The organism is Maribacter spongiicola (assembly GCF_004364165.1).
Lineage (GTDB): Bacteria > Bacteroidota > Bacteroidia > Flavobacteriales > Flavobacteriaceae > Maribacter > Maribacter spongiicola.
This window is the reverse complement of sequence record NZ_SOAY01000013.1, coordinates 96,853-116,822: the sequence shown is the minus strand read 5'-3', so window position 1 is coordinate 116,822 and position 19,970 is coordinate 96,853. Positions and strand designations below refer to the sequence as shown.

22 protein-coding genes are annotated in these 19,970 nt (G+C 34.5%); 12 read left to right on the top strand and 10 right to left on the bottom strand.

Features of this window, described 5'->3' with window-relative positions; translation table 11 throughout:
- Window positions 1-11 precede the first annotated feature (11 nt).
- From CLV90_RS15330 to CLV90_RS15320, 3 genes are all read right to left on the bottom strand, one after another.
- On the bottom strand, window positions 12-749 hold the full coding sequence (locus tag CLV90_RS15330; RefSeq protein ID WP_166638600.1) for a DUF3667 domain-containing protein: 738 nt from the start codon (window positions 747-749) through the stop codon (window positions 12-14).
- A 159-nt stretch (window positions 750-908) separates the two neighbouring features.
- Window positions 909-2,456, bottom strand: coding sequence for an Rne/Rng family ribonuclease (locus tag CLV90_RS15325; RefSeq protein ID WP_133688393.1), 1,548 nt, complete (start codon window positions 2,454-2,456; stop codon window positions 909-911).
- Between the two features lie 261 nt (window positions 2,457-2,717).
- Window positions 2,718-3,008, bottom strand: coding sequence for an HU family DNA-binding protein (locus CLV90_RS15320; protein ID WP_027065813.1), 291 nt, complete (start codon window positions 3,006-3,008; stop codon window positions 2,718-2,720).
- 127 nt (window positions 3,009-3,135) lie between these two features.
- Here CLV90_RS15320 and mutY point away from each other — a divergent pair, with 127 nt between their 5' ends.
- From mutY to CLV90_RS15295, 5 genes are read left to right on the top strand one after another with little or no spacing between them, the layout of a single operon-like run.
- Window positions 3,136-4,185, top strand: a complete 1,050-nt coding sequence (gene mutY, locus CLV90_RS15315) for an A/G-specific adenine glycosylase (protein ID WP_133688392.1) — start codon at window positions 3,136-3,138, stop codon at window positions 4,183-4,185.
- A gap of 27 nt (window positions 4,186-4,212) precedes the next feature.
- Entirely contained in the window at window positions 4,213-4,683 is a 471-nt protein-coding gene (locus CLV90_RS15310; protein WP_133688391.1) for a single-stranded DNA-binding protein, read from the top strand.
- Between the two features lie 19 nt (window positions 4,684-4,702).
- Entirely contained in the window at window positions 4,703-6,031 is a 1,329-nt protein-coding gene (locus CLV90_RS15305) for a gliding motility-associated protein GldE (RefSeq protein WP_407943385.1), read from the top strand.
- Window positions 6,021-6,581, top strand: coding sequence for a gliding motility lipoprotein GldD (gldD, locus tag CLV90_RS15300; protein WP_133688389.1), 561 nt, complete (start codon window positions 6,021-6,023; stop codon window positions 6,579-6,581). The genes CLV90_RS15305 and gldD overlap by 11 nt, the downstream gene beginning before the upstream one ends.
- 9 nt (window positions 6,582-6,590) lie before the next feature.
- Complete coding sequence (locus tag CLV90_RS15295) at window positions 6,591-7,538, top strand: pyridoxal-phosphate dependent enzyme (protein ID WP_133688517.1); 948 nt, start codon at window positions 6,591-6,593, stop codon at window positions 7,536-7,538.
- A gap of 12 nt (window positions 7,539-7,550) precedes the next feature.
- On the opposite strand, the gene CLV90_RS15290 is transcribed toward CLV90_RS15295, so the two are convergent.
- The gene (locus CLV90_RS15290) at window positions 7,551-7,973 is read right to left on the bottom strand and encodes a hypothetical protein (RefSeq protein ID WP_133688388.1); all 423 of its coding nucleotides are present in this window, start codon (window positions 7,971-7,973) and stop codon (window positions 7,551-7,553) included.
- A 1-nt stretch (window position 7,974) separates the two neighbouring features.
- Window positions 7,975-8,328 (bottom strand): heavy-metal-associated domain-containing protein, encoded by a 354-nt coding sequence (locus CLV90_RS15285; protein WP_133688387.1) that lies wholly within the window; start codon window positions 8,326-8,328, stop codon window positions 7,975-7,977.
- A gap of 155 nt (window positions 8,329-8,483) precedes the next feature.
- On the opposite strand from CLV90_RS15285, the gene CLV90_RS15280 reads away from it, so the two are divergent.
- Both CLV90_RS15280 and CLV90_RS15275 read left to right on the top strand, forming a co-directional pair.
- Entirely contained in the window at window positions 8,484-9,374 is an 891-nt protein-coding gene (locus CLV90_RS15280; protein ID WP_133688386.1) for a DMT family transporter, read from the top strand.
- Between the two features lie 66 nt (window positions 9,375-9,440).
- Window positions 9,441-10,184: a head GIN domain-containing protein gene (locus CLV90_RS15275; protein WP_133688385.1), complete on the top strand. Its 744-nt coding sequence runs from the start codon at window positions 9,441-9,443 to the stop codon at window positions 10,182-10,184.
- Window positions 10,185-10,258: 74 nt separating this feature from the next.
- Here CLV90_RS15275 and CLV90_RS15270 read toward each other — a convergent pair whose 3' ends face one another.
- Window positions 10,259-12,331, bottom strand: coding sequence for an insulinase family protein (locus tag CLV90_RS15270; RefSeq protein ID WP_133688384.1), 2,073 nt, complete (start codon window positions 12,329-12,331; stop codon window positions 10,259-10,261).
- Between the two features lie 8 nt (window positions 12,332-12,339).
- Window positions 12,340-13,662, bottom strand: a complete 1,323-nt coding sequence (locus CLV90_RS15265; protein WP_133688383.1) for a M16 family metallopeptidase — start codon at window positions 13,660-13,662, stop codon at window positions 12,340-12,342.
- 184 nt (window positions 13,663-13,846) lie between these two features.
- Between CLV90_RS15265 and CLV90_RS15260 the strand changes: the two genes are divergently transcribed.
- From CLV90_RS15260 to rpmA, 3 genes are all read left to right on the top strand, one after another.
- Window positions 13,847-14,302 carry a DUF4199 domain-containing protein gene (locus CLV90_RS15260; RefSeq protein WP_133688382.1) on the top strand — a complete coding sequence of 152 codons (456 nt, stop codon included), beginning with the start codon at window positions 13,847-13,849 and terminating at the stop codon, window positions 14,300-14,302.
- A 96-nt stretch (window positions 14,303-14,398) separates the two neighbouring features.
- Window positions 14,399-15,064, top strand: a complete 666-nt coding sequence (rplU, locus tag CLV90_RS15255; RefSeq protein WP_133688381.1) for a 50S ribosomal protein L21 — start codon at window positions 14,399-14,401, stop codon at window positions 15,062-15,064.
- A 40-nt stretch (window positions 15,065-15,104) separates the two neighbouring features.
- Complete coding sequence (gene rpmA / locus CLV90_RS15250) at window positions 15,105-15,365, top strand: 50S ribosomal protein L27 (RefSeq protein ID WP_073240841.1); 261 nt, start codon at window positions 15,105-15,107, stop codon at window positions 15,363-15,365.
- Window positions 15,366-15,428: 63 nt separating this feature from the next.
- Here rpmA and CLV90_RS15245 read toward each other — a convergent pair whose 3' ends face one another.
- Together CLV90_RS15245 and CLV90_RS15240 are read right to left on the bottom strand one after the other, a co-directional pair.
- Window positions 15,429-16,769 carry a hypothetical protein gene (locus CLV90_RS15245; RefSeq protein ID WP_133688380.1) on the bottom strand — a complete coding sequence of 447 codons (1,341 nt, stop codon included), beginning with the start codon at window positions 16,767-16,769 and terminating at the stop codon, window positions 15,429-15,431.
- A 57-nt stretch (window positions 16,770-16,826) separates the two neighbouring features.
- The gene (locus tag CLV90_RS15240; RefSeq protein WP_133688379.1) at window positions 16,827-17,348 is read right to left on the bottom strand and encodes a 5' nucleotidase, NT5C type; all 522 of its coding nucleotides are present in this window, start codon (window positions 17,346-17,348) and stop codon (window positions 16,827-16,829) included.
- A 143-nt stretch (window positions 17,349-17,491) separates the two neighbouring features.
- Here CLV90_RS15240 and CLV90_RS15235 point away from each other — a divergent pair, with 143 nt between their 5' ends.
- Together CLV90_RS15235 and CLV90_RS15230 are read left to right on the top strand one after the other, a co-directional pair.
- The gene (locus tag CLV90_RS15235; RefSeq protein WP_133688378.1) at window positions 17,492-17,821 is read left to right on the top strand and encodes a CCC motif membrane protein; all 330 of its coding nucleotides are present in this window, start codon (window positions 17,492-17,494) and stop codon (window positions 17,819-17,821) included.
- 141 nt (window positions 17,822-17,962) lie between these two features.
- The gene (locus CLV90_RS15230) at window positions 17,963-18,547 is read left to right on the top strand and encodes a DUF3332 domain-containing protein (RefSeq protein ID WP_133688377.1); all 585 of its coding nucleotides are present in this window, start codon (window positions 17,963-17,965) and stop codon (window positions 18,545-18,547) included.
- Window positions 18,548-18,620: 73 nt separating this feature from the next.
- Here the strand turns inward: CLV90_RS15230 and ahcY are convergent, their stop codons facing one another.
- Window positions 18,621-19,937: an adenosylhomocysteinase gene (gene ahcY / locus CLV90_RS15225; RefSeq protein WP_133688376.1), complete on the bottom strand. Its 1,317-nt coding sequence runs from the start codon at window positions 19,935-19,937 to the stop codon at window positions 18,621-18,623.
- Window positions 19,938-19,970 lie beyond the last annotated feature (33 nt).

Genomic DNA, 19,970 nt, shown 5'->3' with positions numbered 1-19,970 from the left:
AATATTTGAAATTAAGAAAATAATGCTGCAAAAATATAACCAAAAACGAAGGATAAAATAAATAAAGCAATAATAGTCCCTAGAAGGATAGCTATAAATAGAAAAATTTTAAGAATTGATTCTGCTATAGTTAGATTGTATAATTTACCATAAGCATATGTATAAAAAAATATGGAAAAAAATATAGATAAAAGATATATCGTTGGTGAGGTATAAATACTAATAACAAAAATAAAGGTCATAGCCCAGAATGTTATGCCTTGAATAAAACTATTTATTACTAAGTGTTCAGCATAGTTATAAGGTTTTCTGTAAACAAGCTTCGCTATAAATGTGTAAATGGGTATTAAAAGTAGAACTAAGATATTGAAGTACTTTAAGGTTAAAGTATTCATTTTGGTTATTAATTTTAGTTGGTCCTTTTTAAAAGATTCTACGTCAAAGTCCGATCCAAATCTACTGCTCATTATTTTCGATGTCATCTCTATGGTCTGTTTATTAGAGTCAACTTGAAGAGCTAAGAAATCGTCTGCAAAAAAGTTAAAAACAAAAATGGCTATAGCACTACCGATTCCTAAAAAGGTAAAAGGATTAATGTATTTTTTACGAGTTCCGTTAAGGTATTCACCTATTAATATTTGAGGAGCGGTGATAAGTTTTCTAAATGTCAAAAAGAATCTATTATCCCATCCGAATATATTTTGAAATGCATCGGCAGAAATATTTTTAATTGTAATTCTATCATTCACAATTTTAGCACCACATTGATTACAAAATAAAGAATAGTTTACTAGAGTTGAAGAGCAGTTTTTGCAAGACATTTGCTTTGGTTGGTTAGGAATTTGATTGTTAAAATACATAAAAACCTAAAACAAAAAAAGCGACTCTTTTGGGAGTCGCTTTTTTTATTAATATATTGTTTTGCCGTCTTTGTTTTTAAAACGGTATTCAAGATACGTATACGCATCACGCGGTTGAATTTTAATCCATCTTTTGTATTCTAAGAACCATTTTGTTCTCATTGATGGAAAACCTTTTGTTATATAGGCTGCTATAAACGGGTGTATATTTAGTGTTATACTATTGTCTTTTGCAGGTCCTTTAAGGAGTTTTTCAAGGTCCGATGTAATTTTATCTATTAAAACAATAGGTGCTTCCACCTCTTTCCCTGCATTGTTAGGGTCCTCTTCAGTTGTTTTAATATTCATTTCAGGTCGTACCCTTTGTCGGGTAATCTGAATTAAACCAAATTTACTAGGAGGTAGTATTTTGTGTTTGGCACGATCATCTTTCATCTCATCTCTAAGATGTTCAAATAGCCTTTTTCTATGTTGTGGTTTTACCATATCGATAAAATCTACAACTATAATACCGCCCATATCACGAAGGCGTAATTGCCTTGCAATTTCTGATGCGGACAAAAGATTTACCTCTAGGGCAGTGTCTTCTTGGTTTTTGGCTTTGTTAGATCGGTTACCACTGTTTACGTCTATTACATGAAGTGCTTCTGTATGCTCTATAATTAAATAGGCGCCTTTGCTCATTGCGGCAGTACGGCCAAAAGACGTTTTAATTTGTCTTTCAATACCAAATTTTTCAAAAATAGGTACGTTGGTGTTATAGTGCTTAACGATGCTCTCTTTTTCGGGAGCAATTTCCGACACATAGTCCTTAATTTCATTATATAAGGTGTCGTCATCTACATGTATACCGGTAAAACTATCATTGAATACATCTCTTAAAATAGAAGATGCTCTGTTTAGTTCTACGAATACTTTTGATGGTGTTTGAGCACGTTGTAATTTTTTACACATTGCTGACCATTTGCTCAGCAAGTTTTCTAGATCTTTGTCCAGTTCTGCAACTTTTTGTCCTTCTGCGACTGTTCTAATGATAACACCAAAACCTTTAGGTTTAATGCTTCTAACGAGTCTTTTTAACCTGTCTTTTTCTTCTTTGCTCGCTATCTTTTGAGATACGGATACACGGTCAGAAAAAGGAACCATTACCAAGTAACGTCCGGCAATTGATAGCTCAGAACTAATTCTTGGTCCTTTAGTAGATATAGGTTCTTTTACAATTTGAACCAATAATGATTGGTTCGCTTTTATGACATCGGTGATAACACCATTTTTGTCAATATCGGTCTCGATCGGGAAATTACCTAAAGTGTAATCATTTAGTTTTCCTGAGCTCACTTGTTTTATGAACTTAAGCATAGAAGATAATTGCGGACCAAGGTCATGGTAATGCAAGAATGCATCTTTTTCATAACCTACGTTTACAAACGCTGCGTTAAGCCCGGTAACCGGCTTTCTAATTTTAGCGAGAAAAATATCGCCTACAGAAAAATCGTTACTGTTTTCTTCTTTATGCAGTTCAGTGAGTTTTCCATCCTTTAACAAGGCAAAGTCAACAGATTGGGAACTAGATCTTACGATTAATTCTCTATTCACCTGAATATATTTTTAGTCGTTCTACTATTAAAATAGGGAACGAACTGATTAAACAATACCATAGACAAATACAAAAGTACTTGCCGAAATCCGAATTCTGGATTTCTATGTCAATGAACGTATTTTAAAAAGAAAAAGTAGTTATAAAACTACTTTTTCTTGTGTCGGTTAGCTCTTCTACGCTTTTTGCGTTTGTGTGTTGCTACCTTATGTCTCTTTCTTTTTTTACCACTTGGCATAAAGTTCTTTTTTTAAGATTAATTATTTAACGTGTACGTTGCTCTTAACTCCTTCTACGAAAACCTTTGCAGGTTTAAATGCTGGAATGTTGTGAGCGGGTATTTTAATAGTTGTGTTCTTGGAAATATTTCTACCGGTTTTTTCAGCTCTTGTTTTAATGATAAAACTACCAAAACCTCTTAGGTAAACATTATCACCACTTTCTAATGATGTTTTTACCTCTTCCATAAAAGATTCAACAGTTGCCTGTACATCTCCTTTTTCAATTCCCAGTTTATCTGAGATTTTCGATACAATTTCCGCTTTCGTCATCTTTCAATATTAGATTTTCTGTATGTTTTTTCGGGTTGCAAATATATAAATTAAATTCAATCTTTCTTTCTAATGGGTTAATTTTAAGTGTATAAACTGCTACTTTTATCACTTAGCATAGAAGAGCATGTCATTTTCGGGTAAAATTTTAGATTGGTATCATATAAATAAGCGCAGTTTACCATGGCGCGATAGTACTGAACCGTACAAAATCTGGCTCTCAGAAATTATTCTTCAACAGACCCGGGTAGCTCAGGGAACCCCGTATTACTTGAGGTTTATTGAGACTTTCCCAACTGTTGATGACTTGGCAAATGCAAATGAAGAGCAGGTTTTAAAACTTTGGCAAGGCCTCGGGTATTATTCAAGAGCCCGAAATTTACATGCAGCTGCAAAAATGGTGGTCGATGATCACGGCGGCAAATTTCCTGAAAGTTATCAGCAACTTTTAACATTAAAAGGTGTAGGGGACTATACGGCGAGTGCTATTTCTTCCATATGTTTTAACGAACCACAAGCTGTTGTTGATGGAAATGTCTACCGGGTACTTGCAAGATATTACGGTATAAACACCCCAATTAATAGCACAGAGGGTATAAAGTACTTTAAATCCTTGGCTGAAAAAGTAATGGACCCAGATCATATTCGAGACTACAACCAAGGTATTATGGAGTTTGGCGCTATACAATGCTCACCAAAAAAGCCATTGTGTTTGCATTGCCCGTTTAGCGATAGTTGCGTGGCATTGCAAAAGGGTCTGGTAGATCAGTTGCCCGTAAAATTGAAGAAGACAAAAGTGCGCAATAGATACTTCAATTATCTTATACCTATATATAAGGATACAAGTGGAAATCAATTTACGCGTTTAAATCAAAGAATAGGAAAGGGTATTTGGCAGAATCTATGGGAGTTTCCGCTACTGGAATCAAAAAACGCCCTTGAAATAGATGATATTACTATAAGGTATAAAGAGGTATTGGATACTTTGCAGTCAGTTGAAATACTAGAATACAATGAAAATGCCATTGTTCATAAATTATCGCATCAACATTTACATACCCGATTCTGGATTATTTACACGGATACTAAGTTTGAAAATCAGATTCCGGTTGAAAAAATAACCGAATTTCCTGTACCGGTTTTAATCGCAGATTTTATCAAAGCATTTAAATTTTAGTACTTTTGGTTTTTATATCTTTAAGTTATGAGCGGTACATTAAATAAGGTAATGTTAATTGGGCATTTAGGCGATGAAGTTAAAATGCATTATTTTGAAGGTGGCGGAAGTATTGGCAGGTTTCCGTTAGCTACAAATGAGACATATACCAACAAATCTACCGGCGAACGTGTTACCAATACTGATTGGCATAATATAGTGGTGCGAAACAAAGCTGCTGAAGTTTGCGAAAAATACCTTAGTAAAGGCGACAAGGTATATGTAGAGGGTAGGTTAAAAAACCGTCAGTGGCAAGGTGAAGATGGGGTTACTAGATATTCGACTGAAGTACATGTTCAAGAATTCACTTTTTTGACCACCAAAAAAGAAGGAATGCAGAACAATGGTGGTTCAGCTCCGGTAGCTCAAAAAGCACCTAGTACTGAAAATAAAGCACCGGCTAAAGCTCCTGCTCCTGCGCCTACAAGTCAAGAAGATGACGATGATTTACCATTCTAATAAATTTAAATAACAACTATTGGACCCAGACCCCTTACCGTTTTTAATGACAACATTGGTTGTAAACGGTGTTTTTGCGATTAATATAGTTGTACTTTTTGTACTACTTCTTTGTTCTGCACTTATATCTGGTGCCGAAGTGGCAATGTTCGGTCTTTCGCCAACCGAGGTTAAAGAGCTTCAAGACGAAAAATCTGCTAAAAGTTCAATTCTAATTAAGCTTCTGGAACGACCTAAAAAATTATTGGCAACAATACTGATAGCGAATAATGCTATTAATATTGGCGTGGTTTTATTGTTTAGTATCATAGGCGACACGCTTTTTGAAAATATAAATCAAGTATTGTTCGGTGTTGTTTCAGTACGTTTTTTGTTAGAAGTAGTGGTCGCAACGTTTCTAATCTTAATGTTCGGTGAAATTCTACCAAAGGTATATGCCAATAGAAATAGAATGAGCTTTGCACATTTAATGGTATACCCTTTAAGAGTGTTAGACTTTATTTTTTCGCCATTGAGTTTGCCAATGCGTTCAGGCACTTTATTTTTATATAACAAACTAGGCAAACAAAAATCGAGCTTAAGTATCGATCAATTGTCACAGGCATTAGATTTAACCTCTCATGGCGATACTACTAAAGAAGAAAAAAAGATTTTAGAAGGTATCGTAACCTTTGGTAATACGGATACCAAACAGGTAATGAGACCTCGTATCGATATTTTTGCGTTGAACGATCAAATGAAATTCCCCGAAGTTTTAGGTGAGATAAAGAAGAACGGGTATTCTAGAATTCCGGTATTTGGCGAGAATATCGATACCGTAAAAGGGGTGTTGTATGTAAAGGATCTATTGCCATATTTAGATAGAAAGACCTTTAATTGGATGACACTTATTAGAGAGCCCTATTTTGTTCCTGAGAATAAAAAGTTAGATGACCTGTTGGGTGAATTTCAAGAGAAGAAAAATCACTTGGCAATTGTTGTTGATGAGTATGGCGGCACTTCTGGTTTGGTAACCTTAGAAGATATTATTGAAGAAATTGTTGGCGATATCAGCGATGAGTTTGATGATGAAGATTTAATTTTCTCTAAACTCGACGAGCATAATTATGTTTTCGAAGGAAAAACTCCTCTTAAAGATTTTTATAGGGTTATTAAATTAGAGGATAGCGAAACCTTCGAAGAGAACAAAGGGGAATCAGAAACCTTGGCTGGTTTTGTTTTGGAAAAGGCAGGTAGCTTCCCAAGACGTGGAGAGAAAATAGTATTTGAGTCCTTTACCTTTGTTGTAGAAGCGATGGATAAAAAAAGATTAAAACAAATAAAAGTAACCTTGCCACATGAAGAGTAAGTCGTTTGTTGGATTTTTAGTAGTATTTCTTGTGATGGTTAGTTGTAAAGATGAACCTATACTGCCAAAGCCTAAGGCTAAAATGCGGTTAGAATATCCTCAAGGTAAATTAGCAGACTTAGAAACGGAGAACTTTAGTTTTAAATACAATCAATTGGCAAAGGCTGAGCTAAATGGCGATAAAGCCTATACTATTTCATATCCAGAAATGAAAGGTGCTATTTTTCTAAGTTATAAAAAAATCGATGGTAACTTGGCTCAATTAATTAACGATTCTAAAAGGCTTAGCTACGAACATGCTGCTAAGGCAGATAACATAGTAGAGCAACCATATGTAAATCCTGATAATAAAATATATGGTGCTTTATTTGAGGTTCAAGGTAATGCTGCTTCGCAATCTCAATTTTTCGTCACCGATAGCACCGAACATTTTCTAACCGGTTCGGTTTATTTTTACACAAAACCCAATTATGATTCTATTCTGCCCGCAGCGTCATATCTTCAGAATGACATCAGGGGAATCATAGAAACACTGCGTTGGAAAAAGTAAATTCATATGATGACAAAACAAGAGCTATTAGATTGTCATAAACGAATAACTCCATTTATTCATAACACAGCTGTTCTAACTTCTAGACTAATCGATAAAGAAGTTGATGCTCAAATATTTTTTAAGTGCGAGAATTTTCAAAGAGCCGGAGCGTATAAAATGCGCGGTGCTACCAATGCCATTTTACAATTAACCGAAAAGCAAAAGAAAAACGGAGTAGTAACACATTCGTCTGGTAATTTTGCACAAGCATTATCATTAGCAGCACAGAGTGTAGGTGTTATTGCACATATTGTAATGCCAAAAACAGCCCCAGAAGTTAAGAAAGTCGGTGTTTTGGAATATGGCGGTAAAATTTATGAGTGTGAGTCAACAGTAGAAGCAAGACAAGGATTAGCAGATGAAATAGCCATGAAAACAGGTGCTACTTTCGTGCACCCATCCAATGATAACAATGTTATTTTAGGTCAGGGTACAGCTGCTTTGGAACTGTTGTATAAACAACCCGATTTAGATTTTATATTTTGCCCGGTAGGTGGCGGCGGACTCATTGCAGGATCGGCTTTGGCGTCAAAATACTTCGGAAAAAACTGTAAGGTTTACGGCGCAGAGCCGTTTGAAGCAGATGATGCTTACCGTTCGTTACAAAGTGGTAAAATAGAAACTAATGAAACCGTAAACACCATTGCCGACGGATTAAAAACAGTTTTGGGCGACAAGAACTTTCCTATTATTAAAGAGCTTGTTAGCGGTATTGTCAGGGTAGCCGAAGATGAGATTGTTGCCGCAATGAAATTGGTTTGGGAGCGTATGAAAATTATCATAGAACCTTCTAGTGCGGTAACAGTGGCTGCGGTTTTGAAACAATCAAAAGAGCAGCCAGAAGTTTTTCAGAATAAAAAAATAGGAATTATAATATCTGGGGGTAATGTAGATTTGTCTAAGTTGCCGTTTTAAAATATGTTGTTTTTACTGCTTACTTAAGATCTCTTCAGCACGCTCAATACTAGAATTGATGTTTTCTTTTACTTGTTGAACTTTCTCTTCCTCTTCTTCTAACCATGCTTTCTTTTCGTCAGAAAGTTCTTTGCCGTTCATGATCTCTTCCGAATCGAAACGATCACCAAAACCTTGCATCCAATCCATCATAGATTTATTGGCTTCTTGAAGGTCTTTCATTGCTTTTGCTTCAGCCGATTCAACCCCAAGAGAATCTGCCATTGGTTTTAATTGTCCAACTAGTTTGCCGATAGTTCCCATTTTTGGCATAACTTCATCATGTATGTTCATTACGTTCTCCATTTTAGAAGGCTCTTCCGCTTTCTTGGTTTCTTTGCAAGAAGTGAACGTAACTAATGTTGCTATGGCAAGTGTATAAAGTATATTTTTCATTTTAGTTTTCTTGTAAATTAACAGAACTAATCGTGTAGTTGTAATCTTTTACTTTGGTATTGGTAATGATAGATTTAATTTCAGTTATAGAAATTAGTGTTGGGTCAAAAAATACGATTCCATTTTTATTTTCATAACTAACATCGGCAGAAACGATGCCTTCTGTCTCCCTTAAATTTGATGCGATTTTATCTGCACAGCCTTCTTGGCAAGCCATACCCTCAATACCAATAGTGGCTGTTGTGGTTTTTAAGCTTTCAATTATAGTTTGTTCTGAGGCAATTTCTTGTGCAAAAGAGACGTGAACAGCTAAGCAAAATACAAGAATGAACGGATATAAAATTTTAGATTTCATAATAGAGATTTTATTGTCTTTCTAATTATAGAAGAACTGTTGTTCTTCGTAAAGATACCAATTAACTAAAATGTAATTCATAATCAGATAAAAATATAAAAATAGTTACCTGTATTTTTTAGAAAAAACCTCACTTTTGCTGTAAACTTATACAATTGAAGAATATAAATCAGAAGTGGGTTTACCTAGTAATTCTATCGCTTATATGGGGTTCATCTTTTATACTTATTAAAAGATCTCTAGTTGGGTATACGCCACTTCAAGTGGGTGGGTTAAGAATTGTATTTGCATCTGTCTTATTATTTGTTCTAGGTTTTAAATCTTTGAAAACACTTTCAAAAACAGATTGGAAATGGGTGGGTATTGCTGGGTTGTGCAGTTCATTTTTTCCGCCTTTTTTCTTTGCCTTGGCACAAATGGAAATTAGTAGTGGTATAACCTCTATCTTAAACTCCGTAGCACCTTTATTTACCACATTGGTGGGTATAGCGCTTTTTGGACTTTCACTTAAAGGCAGGCAAGTTTTAGGGGTGCTAATAGGTCTTTTTGGTACTATAGTACTTATCGCTGCTGGTATGGAGAATAATGTAAACCAGAACTATTGGTATTCTTTATTTATAATTTTTGCTGCATTGGGCTATGCTTTTAATATTAACATCATTAAGAAGTATTTATCTCATTTAACGCCCTTAGCTGTTACAACGGCTAGTTTTGGTGTTGCTTTTTTTCCGGCATTGATTATATTGGTTTATACGGGAGTATTTCAGCAGTTTTCTGGTAATAGTGCTATGCATGAAGCAGTTTGGTATATAATGGCATTGGCGTTTTTAGGTACGGCTTTGGCGAATATCCTATTCAATAAATTAATAAAATTATCCAGTCCTGTATTTGCTGCATCAGTAACGTATTTAATTCCGCTTGTAGCAGTGTTATGGGGTTTTCTAGATGGCGAGAATATCAGTATTCTACAGCTCTTGGGCGGACTCATTATCTTATTTGGCGTGTGGCTTGTAAATAGAAAAAAAGTGATTGTTCTGCAAAAATAATTCGTCCTACTGTAACAAACTTGACTTAGGGTTGTCTTTGTATAGAACTAATCAAAAAACAAAATCATGAAAAAAATTATATTTACGCTACTTGCAGTAACCTTTGTTGTAGGCAGTATACATGCTCAAGAGAAAATATTCAACGTAAAATCTTTCGATAAACTAATTGTTAGTCCGCATATAGAATTAAACCTTATTGAAGGCGAAGAAGAAAGTGTTGTAATAGACAATGCAAAAATATCGTTGGATAAAATAAATGTGGAAGTAGAAGGTAGAACTTTACGTTTGTATTTAGATGGGGCCAAAATGGTAACCAAATCTGAACGAATTTCAACTGATCAATGGCGCGGTAGCAAATCGCTATACAATGGAACCATGGCTTCTGTAACGGTTACCTATAGAAAACTTGAAAATTTATCGATACGTGGGGAAGAAATTGTTAGATGCAAAAATTTATTCACAGCCGATGATTTTAAAATGTCGCTATACGGAGAAGCTAAAGTGTACTTTGATTCGGTTTCTATAGATGAATTAACGGTAGCAATTTATGGTAGTAGCTATTTAGAAATTGGTGAAGGTACTGTGGCACGCCAAGTATTTAGAGCCTATGGTGAAAGTGAAGTAAATACTGAAGGTATGCTGGCAGAAGAAACTAAGATTACTGCCTATGGCGAAAGTAATTTTAGAGTGAATGTAAAAGAGCGATTAAAAGTTACCTGCTATGGCGAAACAAATGTTAACTACACCGGTAACCCAGAAGTGGATAAAGGATTAATATTCGGAGAAGCAACCATTAGAAAAATAGGATAAGAACTTCACCTAGAAATTGTAAAACAAAAAACCCGCCAAGTAGCGGGTTTTTCTATTTTTAAAAAAAACTATGGTTATTCAAAATCGGTAGGTGACACGCCATCATTAACTTTGATTTCAGACACTATGAATTCAAAAGATTGTGGACCAACGGTCTGCATTATTTTATAAGGAAACAATATGCCAGATACCTCTTTGTAATCTTCAAAATTAGAAGTACTTGCAATTTGCTGACCTTGCATTTCAGTAACTGTAACCTCTTGTAATTTAAGTCCGGTTTCGGCATCATAAAAAGCAGATTTGTTTTCGCCAACTTTGAGTTTGTAGGTGTTTTTATCGCCAACCATTTCCATACCTTCTAGGGCAATGGTGTCGTCACTTAATAATTGAAGTTCGGTAAAAGGAGCAGATTCTTTTTTAATCGCTTGCAATTCTTTTTCTTCAAGATCCTTACGTTGCCCTTGCATTACCATATAGCCTTTATCACCATTAAGTACTTGTTTGCTAACTGAGTTGCCCATCATTTGTACATCTTGCATTAGTTGATCGCTAGATGTTTTTTTAATATTTAGATTAAGCTTCATGCCTTGCATTTCTGCTTCGGCCATCATTGCTAAGGTGTTAACACCTTCTAGTTTCGATTTTCCGCCAATAGCCTCAATATATTTTTCAAGTATAGATTGCGCAGACACATCACTTGGTAATGCGGCATTGTAATCTGGAGTTTCAACTCTGTCGGCAGTTTTAGAATAGGCAAGCACGGGAAGTTTTTTTCCTTTGAACTCCACATTTTCTAGGTTGGCCAAAATATCACTTCCTTTACCAACAACAATTACTCTGGCATTGTCAACGTTGAAATATTTTTTAGCAGCTGTTTCTACTTCTTCTTTGCTAACCTTGTCTAGTTTCTCTAAGAATGTTTTGTAGAAATCTTTAGGTAAATTTTCTTTCTCAACATTCAAAGCATATCTCGCTATGGTCTCTGGGTCTTCTAACGCCATTATGAAACTACCGGCATATAATGCCTTGGTATTTTTTAATTCCTCATCGGTTACAGGTTTAGAGGTAATAAGCTCAAGTTCTTTTAACATTTCGACTACGGAACTATCGGTGACCATATTTCTAACTTCTGCAGATGCTCTAAATCTAGACGGACCATATTTGTCGTTGCCAATAGAAGAATAGGCGCCGTAAGTGTAGCCCTTGTCTTCTCTTAAATTAGAATACAATCTACTATCAGATCCCCCGCCCAATATTTCGTTGGCTAAAAGAGAAGCTATATAATCATCGTCTTTCATTTTAAGGTTTACGATATTCTGTACTGTAATTTCTGACTGAACGGCATTTGGCATATCAACGAAGTTAATTTGCGTATTCGGTACGTTCTTAGACTGAGAATAAGAGAAGCTTGGCGGTACAGCTTTGGTCCAAGATGTAAAATAGGTTTCTGTTAAAGTCTTCACTTCTTCAAAATTTACATCGCCAATAATAATTAAATAGGCATTTGCAGGTACAAAGTACTCTCGGTAAAACTCTTCAACATCACCAAGAGTAATATTATTTACTGTGGCTTCGGTGGTAAATTCTCCATAAGGATGATTTTTACCATAAGCTAAAGCCCTTTGAACTCTGCTAGAAATTGAAGAAACTACTTTCTCTTCAGATTTTAGTCCGGTAATAAGTTTGTCTTTTTCTTTGTCAAATTCCTCTTGAGTAAAATTCGGATTAATAGCTGCGTCTGCCATAAGTTCCATCATTCTAGAAAAGTATTTAGAAAGAGATTGAGCGTAAGCGCCTTGAGAGCTAAAATATAGCCTAGCTCCTAAAAAATCGATTTCTTCATTGAAGGTTTCTTTCGTTATATTTTTAGACCCTAGCCCTAAAAGACTACCGGTTAAACTAGCTGTGCCAGCTTTGTCACCTTCTAAAATTGGCGGGTTATCAATTGATAATTGCATAGAAACTCTTGGAAGTTTATGGTTTTCGACTACCAATACTTTTAATCCGTTATTGAGGTTAAAAGATTGCGGTTCTCCTAAGTTAATTTCAGGTGCAGGACCTGGTTTAGGCATAACTGTACGGTCTACCTGTGCTTGAACAGCGAAAAAGGAGAATAATGTTAGCAGTAATATATATGTATTTTTCATAGTTATTTTTAGTTTGCAGAATTTTGTTCAGGTAAATATTCTAGAACCAATCTTTGGTTAGGCTTTAAATACTTATTGGCGACCTCTTTGATTTCTTCTCTTGTAATAGATCTATAAACCTCTATTTCTTTATTTATTAAAGAAGTGTCTCCGTATAACATATAGTATTCAGCTAAAGAACTAGCAATACCTTCAACACTTGAATTACTGTTTACAAATTCATTTTCAAACTTGTTCTGCAATTTTTGATAATCATTTTCAGAAATAAGTCCATCTCTTAATTTTTCTACTTCTGTTTCAATAGAGGTATTAAGTGTGCTTAAGCTAGTCTCGCCTACAGGAAGTGCAAAAACGATATACATACCGTAATCTTCTAATGTAACTGGTATTGCGCCAATTTGTAAGGCCTGCTTTTCTTCATCTACCATTTTCTTATAAAGTTTAGAAGAAGGACCGTCAGATAAGTAAGTAGAAATCATTTCTAGTACTTGGCTGTCTCTATTTTTTAGACCGGGAGTTCTATAAGCGATCATAGTAGCAGGTATTTGAATATTAGAATCGTAAGCCTTTGCGTTAATTTCTGATGTTATAGGAGTTTCTTTTGGAAAGTTTCTTGCAATTTCTGCTCCTTTTGGAATGTCCTTAAAGTAATCTGAAATTAATTTTTTGGCATTTTCTTTCTCAAAATCGCCAGCAATAACTAATACGGCATTGTTAGGAGAATAGAATTTTTTCTGAAACGCTATAAATTCATCTAGGGTAGCGGCATCTAAATCTGCCATTTTACCGATAACCGTTTCTTTATAAGGATGGCTATTAAAAAGGTTTCTCTTTATGTTTTCGATAAACTTGCCATATGGTGAATTATCGACACGAAGTCTTTTTTCTTCTTTAACAACTTCATTTTGAGTGTCAACCCCTTTTTGATTGATAACAGGATGAAGCATTCTTTCAGATTCAAGCCAAAGTCCTAGTTCTAGGTTGTTTGAAGGAAAAACTTCATAATAGTAAGTTCTATCTTCATTGGTAGTAGCATTACCTGATCCGCCATTAGAAGAGACTATTTTATCCCATTGTCCTTTTTCAATGTTCTCGGTGCCTTCAAAAAGAAGATGTTCGAAAAAATGTGCAAATCCGGTTCGTTTTGGATCTTCATCTTTAGATCCAACATGGTATAAAACCGAAATTGAGATAATAGGTGCGGTATTGTCTTGGTGAAGAATAACGTGTAGGTCGTTGTCTAAGTTGTACTCTTCAAAAGCAACCTCTTGTGCGAGTCCGGCAAATCCAAAAAAGGATACTGCCGAAACCAGTAGTAATTTCATTTTCATTTAAACTATTTTTAGTTAGTGTTCAATTGTTCTGTTCAATTAGTGTCTGTTATGTGCAATTTGTTACATAAATAATAATTTTTGTAAGAACAATCTTCAATATAAGTATTCTTTAACAGATTAAATTGAATTAATAGTTGTTTATTGTTTATCTTAAAAGTCTAAACAAAAAAATATACTCGTTATGAATAACTATGCTCTACCAATTAGATTTGGCGTCGCTGCCAGTGGCTCTTTAATCGCTTATTTTTTAATCTTGTCATTACTTGGACTACATGTAAATGTGTTTTATAGTCTATTTAATGCTGTAATAACAGGCTTTGCCATTTATGAAGCTATTAAATACTACAAAATAAAAAAGGCAGATGACTTTACGTATGCTGGCGGATTTATGGCAGGTTTAATTACTGGTGGAGTGGCAACCTTAATATTTACCTTGTTTTTTGCGGTGTATTCAACAGAGCTACAGCCGGGCTTTTTAGAGGAATTATCTACCAAGTGGGCTAATACATATCGTAGTTTTGAGGCTATAGTATTTTTAGTGGTTGCAGTAATGGGTTTTACTACAAGCTTGGTATTAACGCTATCTTTTATGCAACTATTTAAGACTTCGAACACTAGAAGTATGAAGAGTGCGTAAAATTCGTAAAAAACACTTGTAAATTCACGATTAACAACTATATTTGCACCCGCCTATGGAAAAAATCCATCAGGTTTAATCATTACATTTAACAATATGTACGCAATTGTAGAGATGGCAGGGCAGCAATTTAAAGTTGCAAAAGACCAGAAAGTGTACGTTCACCGTTTACAGGTAGAAGAAGGTAAAAAAGTCACTTTTGACAATGTACTTCTTTTGGCTGATGGATCGAACGTTACTATCGGCGCCCCGGCTATAGACGGAGCCGCAGTAGAGGCTAAAGTCGTTAAGCACCTAAGAGGTGACAAAGTAATCGTTTTTCACAAGAAAAGACGTAAAGGTTACAGAAAGAAAAATGGACATCGTCAGTCTCTTACAGAGATTGTAATCGAGTCAATTGTTTCTAAAGGAGCTAAAAAAGCAGAAACTAAGAAAGCTGAACCAAAAGCTAAAAAAGAAGAAGCTAAAGCAGCGCCAGTTGAAGCTAAGCCAAAAGCAAAAAAAGCTACAGGTAAAGCTGATGATTTAAAGAAAGTTGAAGGTATCGGACCAAAAATTGCTGAGACCTTAAACAATGCAGGTATTTCTACTTTTGCTGAATTAGCAAAAACAGACTCAGCTAAAATTTCTGAAATTATTGCTGACGTTCGTGGAAATCACGTAACTGACACTTGGCCAAAGCAAGCACAATTAGCTGCTGATGGTAAATGGGACGAGTTACAGAAATGGCAAGATGAATTAGATGGTGGTGTGGCTAAATAAGCTAAACCATTAAGTATAATAATATTTAAAACCTTAGACAATGGCACATAAAAAAGGTGTAGGTAGTTCGAAAAACGGTAGAGAATCAGAATCAAAACGATTAGGAGTTAAGATTTTTGGTGGTCAAGCTGCAATCGCTGGTAACATTATCGTTAGACAGCGTGGAACAAGACACAATCCTGGTGAAAATGTTTACGCAGGAAAAGACCATACATTACACGCACGTGTAGATGGTTTAGTAAAGTTTACTAAAAAAGCTGGTGGAAAATCATTTGTTTCTATAGAACCTTTTGAAGCATAAGCTTTAAGCAAATTATTTTAAAAACCCTCTTCAGCAATGAAGAGGGTTTTTTATTCTATTATTTTAAATAGAGTCAGAAAATTCTATATTCTTGGAGGGTTGTGGATGTAGAAGTAGGGTATTGATTAATTCAATGTTAGTATTCGGCTCGTTGTTCCGGATAACCGTTAAGGAACCTCCGTAAGTACCACCATGTTCTTCGTAATTGTCAATATAAAAATTATGCTTTTTAATATATAAATCCTTTAATTCTATTTGTTTATTGTCGATTAGTTTAATCAATTTTTTTGAAAGATTATTGATAAGAGTTTTTTGTTTTTTATTTAGACAATACACCCCAGGTATGAGTGCTCGTTGTTTGAATTCTAACTTTATAAGAATTTCTCCTTTCGGTACGTAATCTCTTTTATGTCTTTTGTGAGCTTTTAAATGCTCCGATAAGTTTTTTTTTAAATCGTTTTGATAAGTATTCCGTAAAATTTCTAGTTCTAACTTAATATTATTAGGAATCTCTTTTTCAATAGTTTTTCGCCAATTACATAAAACTGGTAAGTGTTGTTTAATTAGGTAATCTAAATAACTCTCAATTTCTTTTATTTTTTGAATTTTTCCATTGTTCTCATCATCGAAATAAGAGATTCTAAGCTTTTCATTATGCTCTTGCCATTCTATATATTTCTTAAATTGTTGTTCGCTTAATATAGATTTTTTAAAAGATTTTTCTAATTCCCATTCTTCAAACTCGCTCAAAATTTCTCCACTAGAATCTTTACTGGTTTTGTTTTCTCTGTAATTATAAATTAGCTCGGCTTGCTCGTTTGTTAAATTTAGAGATTCATTCATATTAACTATCAATTCTATTTGACCTTTTAGAATCCAATCTTCATTTAATTGATCTACCTTATAAAACTCTTTTAATTGTTCTTGGTTTAGAAAAGTTTTTAATTTTTCATGGGCTATTTTTAAATATATTTTACGCCTATGGTTTACTGTATAATCTTCTACTTTATAGCCAGATTTATCACTCGTTTCCCATTGACTTTTTTGAAGTATTTCTTGAAGTTCTACTAATTCATTATCGCTCAGTTTTAAAGAAGCGTATTCCTTTTTTTTGATTTCAAATCTTCTTTTTTCAAAATCTTGTTTTTCGTAATTACTTTTTAACTTTTGTTTTATTTCTCTAAATTGACTTCTTTGTTTAACATTTAATTTTCTGTAAATGGCCTTATAATAGCGCCAGCGTTCTATTTTTTCATCATAATCTGGATCAATACTCCATGCATAATCTTTAAGCTGCTTATAGGTGAGTTCATCAATTTCAAGAATCTGCCTTTTAGATAGGTTTAACTGCTGGCCATACTGATCTGTAACTGTTATTGTGTTCTTAATTTTAGGATGGGCCATAGGGTAAGAATGTAATTAACAAAGTGATTCACTTTAAATATAAATAATTTATAGTAGTTACAACAACTTCTCCCCAATCTCAAACCAAGTATTCACTCGTTCAAACCCCTCGGTGTTTACATTGTGGGGCGAAGTAAATTGAAGGCTTCTACCATCAAAATTCTCTAGATTAAAACTACGGTCATCTATCAAAATATCTCCTTTTAGAATGTGTTTGTGACCACAAAGGATTCTATTTTGCCAGGGTAAAAAAGGAAAGTGTTCATCTAGCCATTCACTTTTTTCTTCTAAAGAATTTGGGAATTGCATTGCTGCAGATGCAATATACACTTCATGTTTGTCAGCAAGTTGAGATAATATTTCTTGACTACCGGCAATAGGATTTAAATTTCTAAAAAATCCTCTTCTAGTAGCATGCTTTCGTACACTATCTTGGTGCGCTTCTGGTACCATACGCCATACTTCTGTACCCGAGCATAAATCTTTTGTTAGTTCTCCGTTAAATTCAGTGTTGTAAAGTTCTATATGGGCGCCATAGGTATCAGCGATTACCTCGTCCATGTCAACAAATAGTATCATATTATTTTTTTAACGAAGTACGTAAAATCATGGTTAAGAGAAAAGCGATAGTACAAAAGTTGTTGTAAATCGATAGAAATTTTACGAATTGATATATTAAAATTTATTTAATATTTTTAAATGGTAATATATTAAATCATTGTATGGAAACTAAAAAACTACCTAATTCTTTAATTATTTACCTGCTGGCTATTTTGAGCTGTTTTATTTGTTGCTTTGGTGGTATTGGTATAATACCTGCAATAATTTCTTATTATCTAGCATCTAAATCTGAAGGTATTTATAAAATGAATCCTGAAAGTTTTAGTAATTTTTCTACGATAAAGAAAAGTAAAATTATAGCTGTTATAGGTGTAATCTTAAATGTGATTATAATAGGTGTTACCATTTGGACATTGAGTACAATAGGTTGGGATGCCTGGTCAGAAGAGTTCGTAAGAAAATGGAACGAAGGTTTAGAGAGAGGTATGTAAATTTGGATAGCTGTAACAACAATTTACTATTCAAATTTGATTTTTCTTTAGAACGGATACCGTCAAAAATAAAATGTATAGGAGAAACCTTACGGTTGGTCTTCAGGTATTTTGCAGAACTAATTCTAAACAAATCATATCATGAAAAAATCAATTATCTGTGTTGCAATGGCGAGTACATTATTGTTCTCTAGTTGCCTAGGGTCCTTTAGTGCATTTAATAATTTAAAAGACTGGAACCAAGGAGTGTCCGATAGTAAGTTTGTAAATAACTTGGTGTTTTGGGGCTTAAATATAATTCCGGTATACGGATTATTCTTTCTTGGAGATGCCGTTATCTTCAACGTAATAGAATTTTGGAGTGGTTCTAACCCAATAGCCATGGAAGAAGGAGAGTCAGAGACTCAAATGGTAGAAAGAGATGGTAATACTTTTGAAATGACTGCTACTAAAAATAGAATGCAAGTGACAGTGGTTGAAGGACCTAAAAAAGGGAAAAAAATTGATTTAGTTTATAAGCCAAGTGAAAAGTCTTGGAACGCTGTAAGGCCAAATGGTGAGATTATAAAATTATCATCTTTTGAAGAAGGATTTTATATTGTTTATATGCCAAACGGAAAAGAAGTAAAAATTAATCCGTTAAGCTCTAAAGAAGAAGGGTTAGCTCAAATTAAAGAGCAAACAGATTGTTACTATTTAGAGGGTATGTTGGCAGAAAATAACTAATCCGAAGAAAGTATAAAGCATAAAAAAAGTCCTGATATTTATCAGGACTTTTTTAGTTTCTATAACTAAAGTTTTAGTATCTATAGTACTCCGGTTTGAAAGGACCTTCAACAGTAACACCGATATAATCGGCTTGGTAATCTTTCAACTCTGTAAGTTCAGCTCCTAAACGAGATAAGTGAAGTTTTGCAACCTTCTCATCTAAATGCTTAGGTAACATGTAAACATCATTCTCGTAATTAGCACTGTTTTTCCAAAGCTCTATTTGTGCTAATGTTTGGTTTGTAAATGAGTTACTCATTACAAAACTAGGGTGACCGGTAGCACAACCTAAGTTTACCAATCTACCTTCTGCCAAAATGATTAAATCCTTACCGTTAATAGTATACTTATCAACCTGAGGCTTAATTTCATCTTTAGTGTTACCGTGGTTTTTGTTCAACCATGCCATATCGATTTCATTGTCAAAATGACCAATGTTACAAACGATAGCTTTATCCTTTAGGGCTTCAAAATGTTCAGCTCTAATAATATCTTTATTTCCTGTTGTAGTGATTACAATATCAGCGTTACCAATAACGGTTTCCAATTTTTTAACTTCAAATCCGTCCATGCAAGCTTGTAACGCACAAATAGGATCAATTTCAGTAACGGTAACAATAGAACCAGCACCTTTAAAAGAAGCCGCGGTACCTTTACCAACATCACCGTAACCTGCAACAACTACACGTTTACCGGCAAGCATAGTATCTGTAGCTCTACGTATAGCATCAACAGCACTTTCGCGACATCCGTATTTATTATCGAATTTAGATTTAGTAACAGAATCATTAACATTTATAGCTGGCATCGGTAATGTTCCATTCTTTACACGCTCATATAAACGGTGAACACCAGTTGTGGTTTCTTCAGAAAGACCTTTGATTTCTCCTGCCATTTCTGGGTATTTATCCAATACCATATTAGTAAGGTCACCACCATCATCCAAAATCATGTTCAATGGTTTTCTGTCCTCACCAAAGAATAAAGTCTGTTCGATACACCAATCGAATTCCTCTTCGTTCATTCCTTTCCAAGCATAAACAGGCACGCCTGTAGCTGCAATAGCTGCAGCAGCTTGATCCTGGGTAGAAAATATGTTACATGAGCTCCAAGTAACATCAGCACCAAGGGCAGTCAATGTTTCTATAAGTACAGCAGTTTGTATTGTCATATGTAGACAACCTGCAATACGAGCACCTTTTAAAGGCTGCTCATTTTTGTACTCTTCTCTTAGTGCCATTAAACCTGGCATTTCAGCTTCTGCTAATTCAATTTCTTTTCTTCCCCAATCAGCAAGGGATATATCCTTAACCTTATAAGGCACATACGGAATAGTTTTCGTGCTCATATCTTTATTATTTTATACTTTCGTTAATCTGTG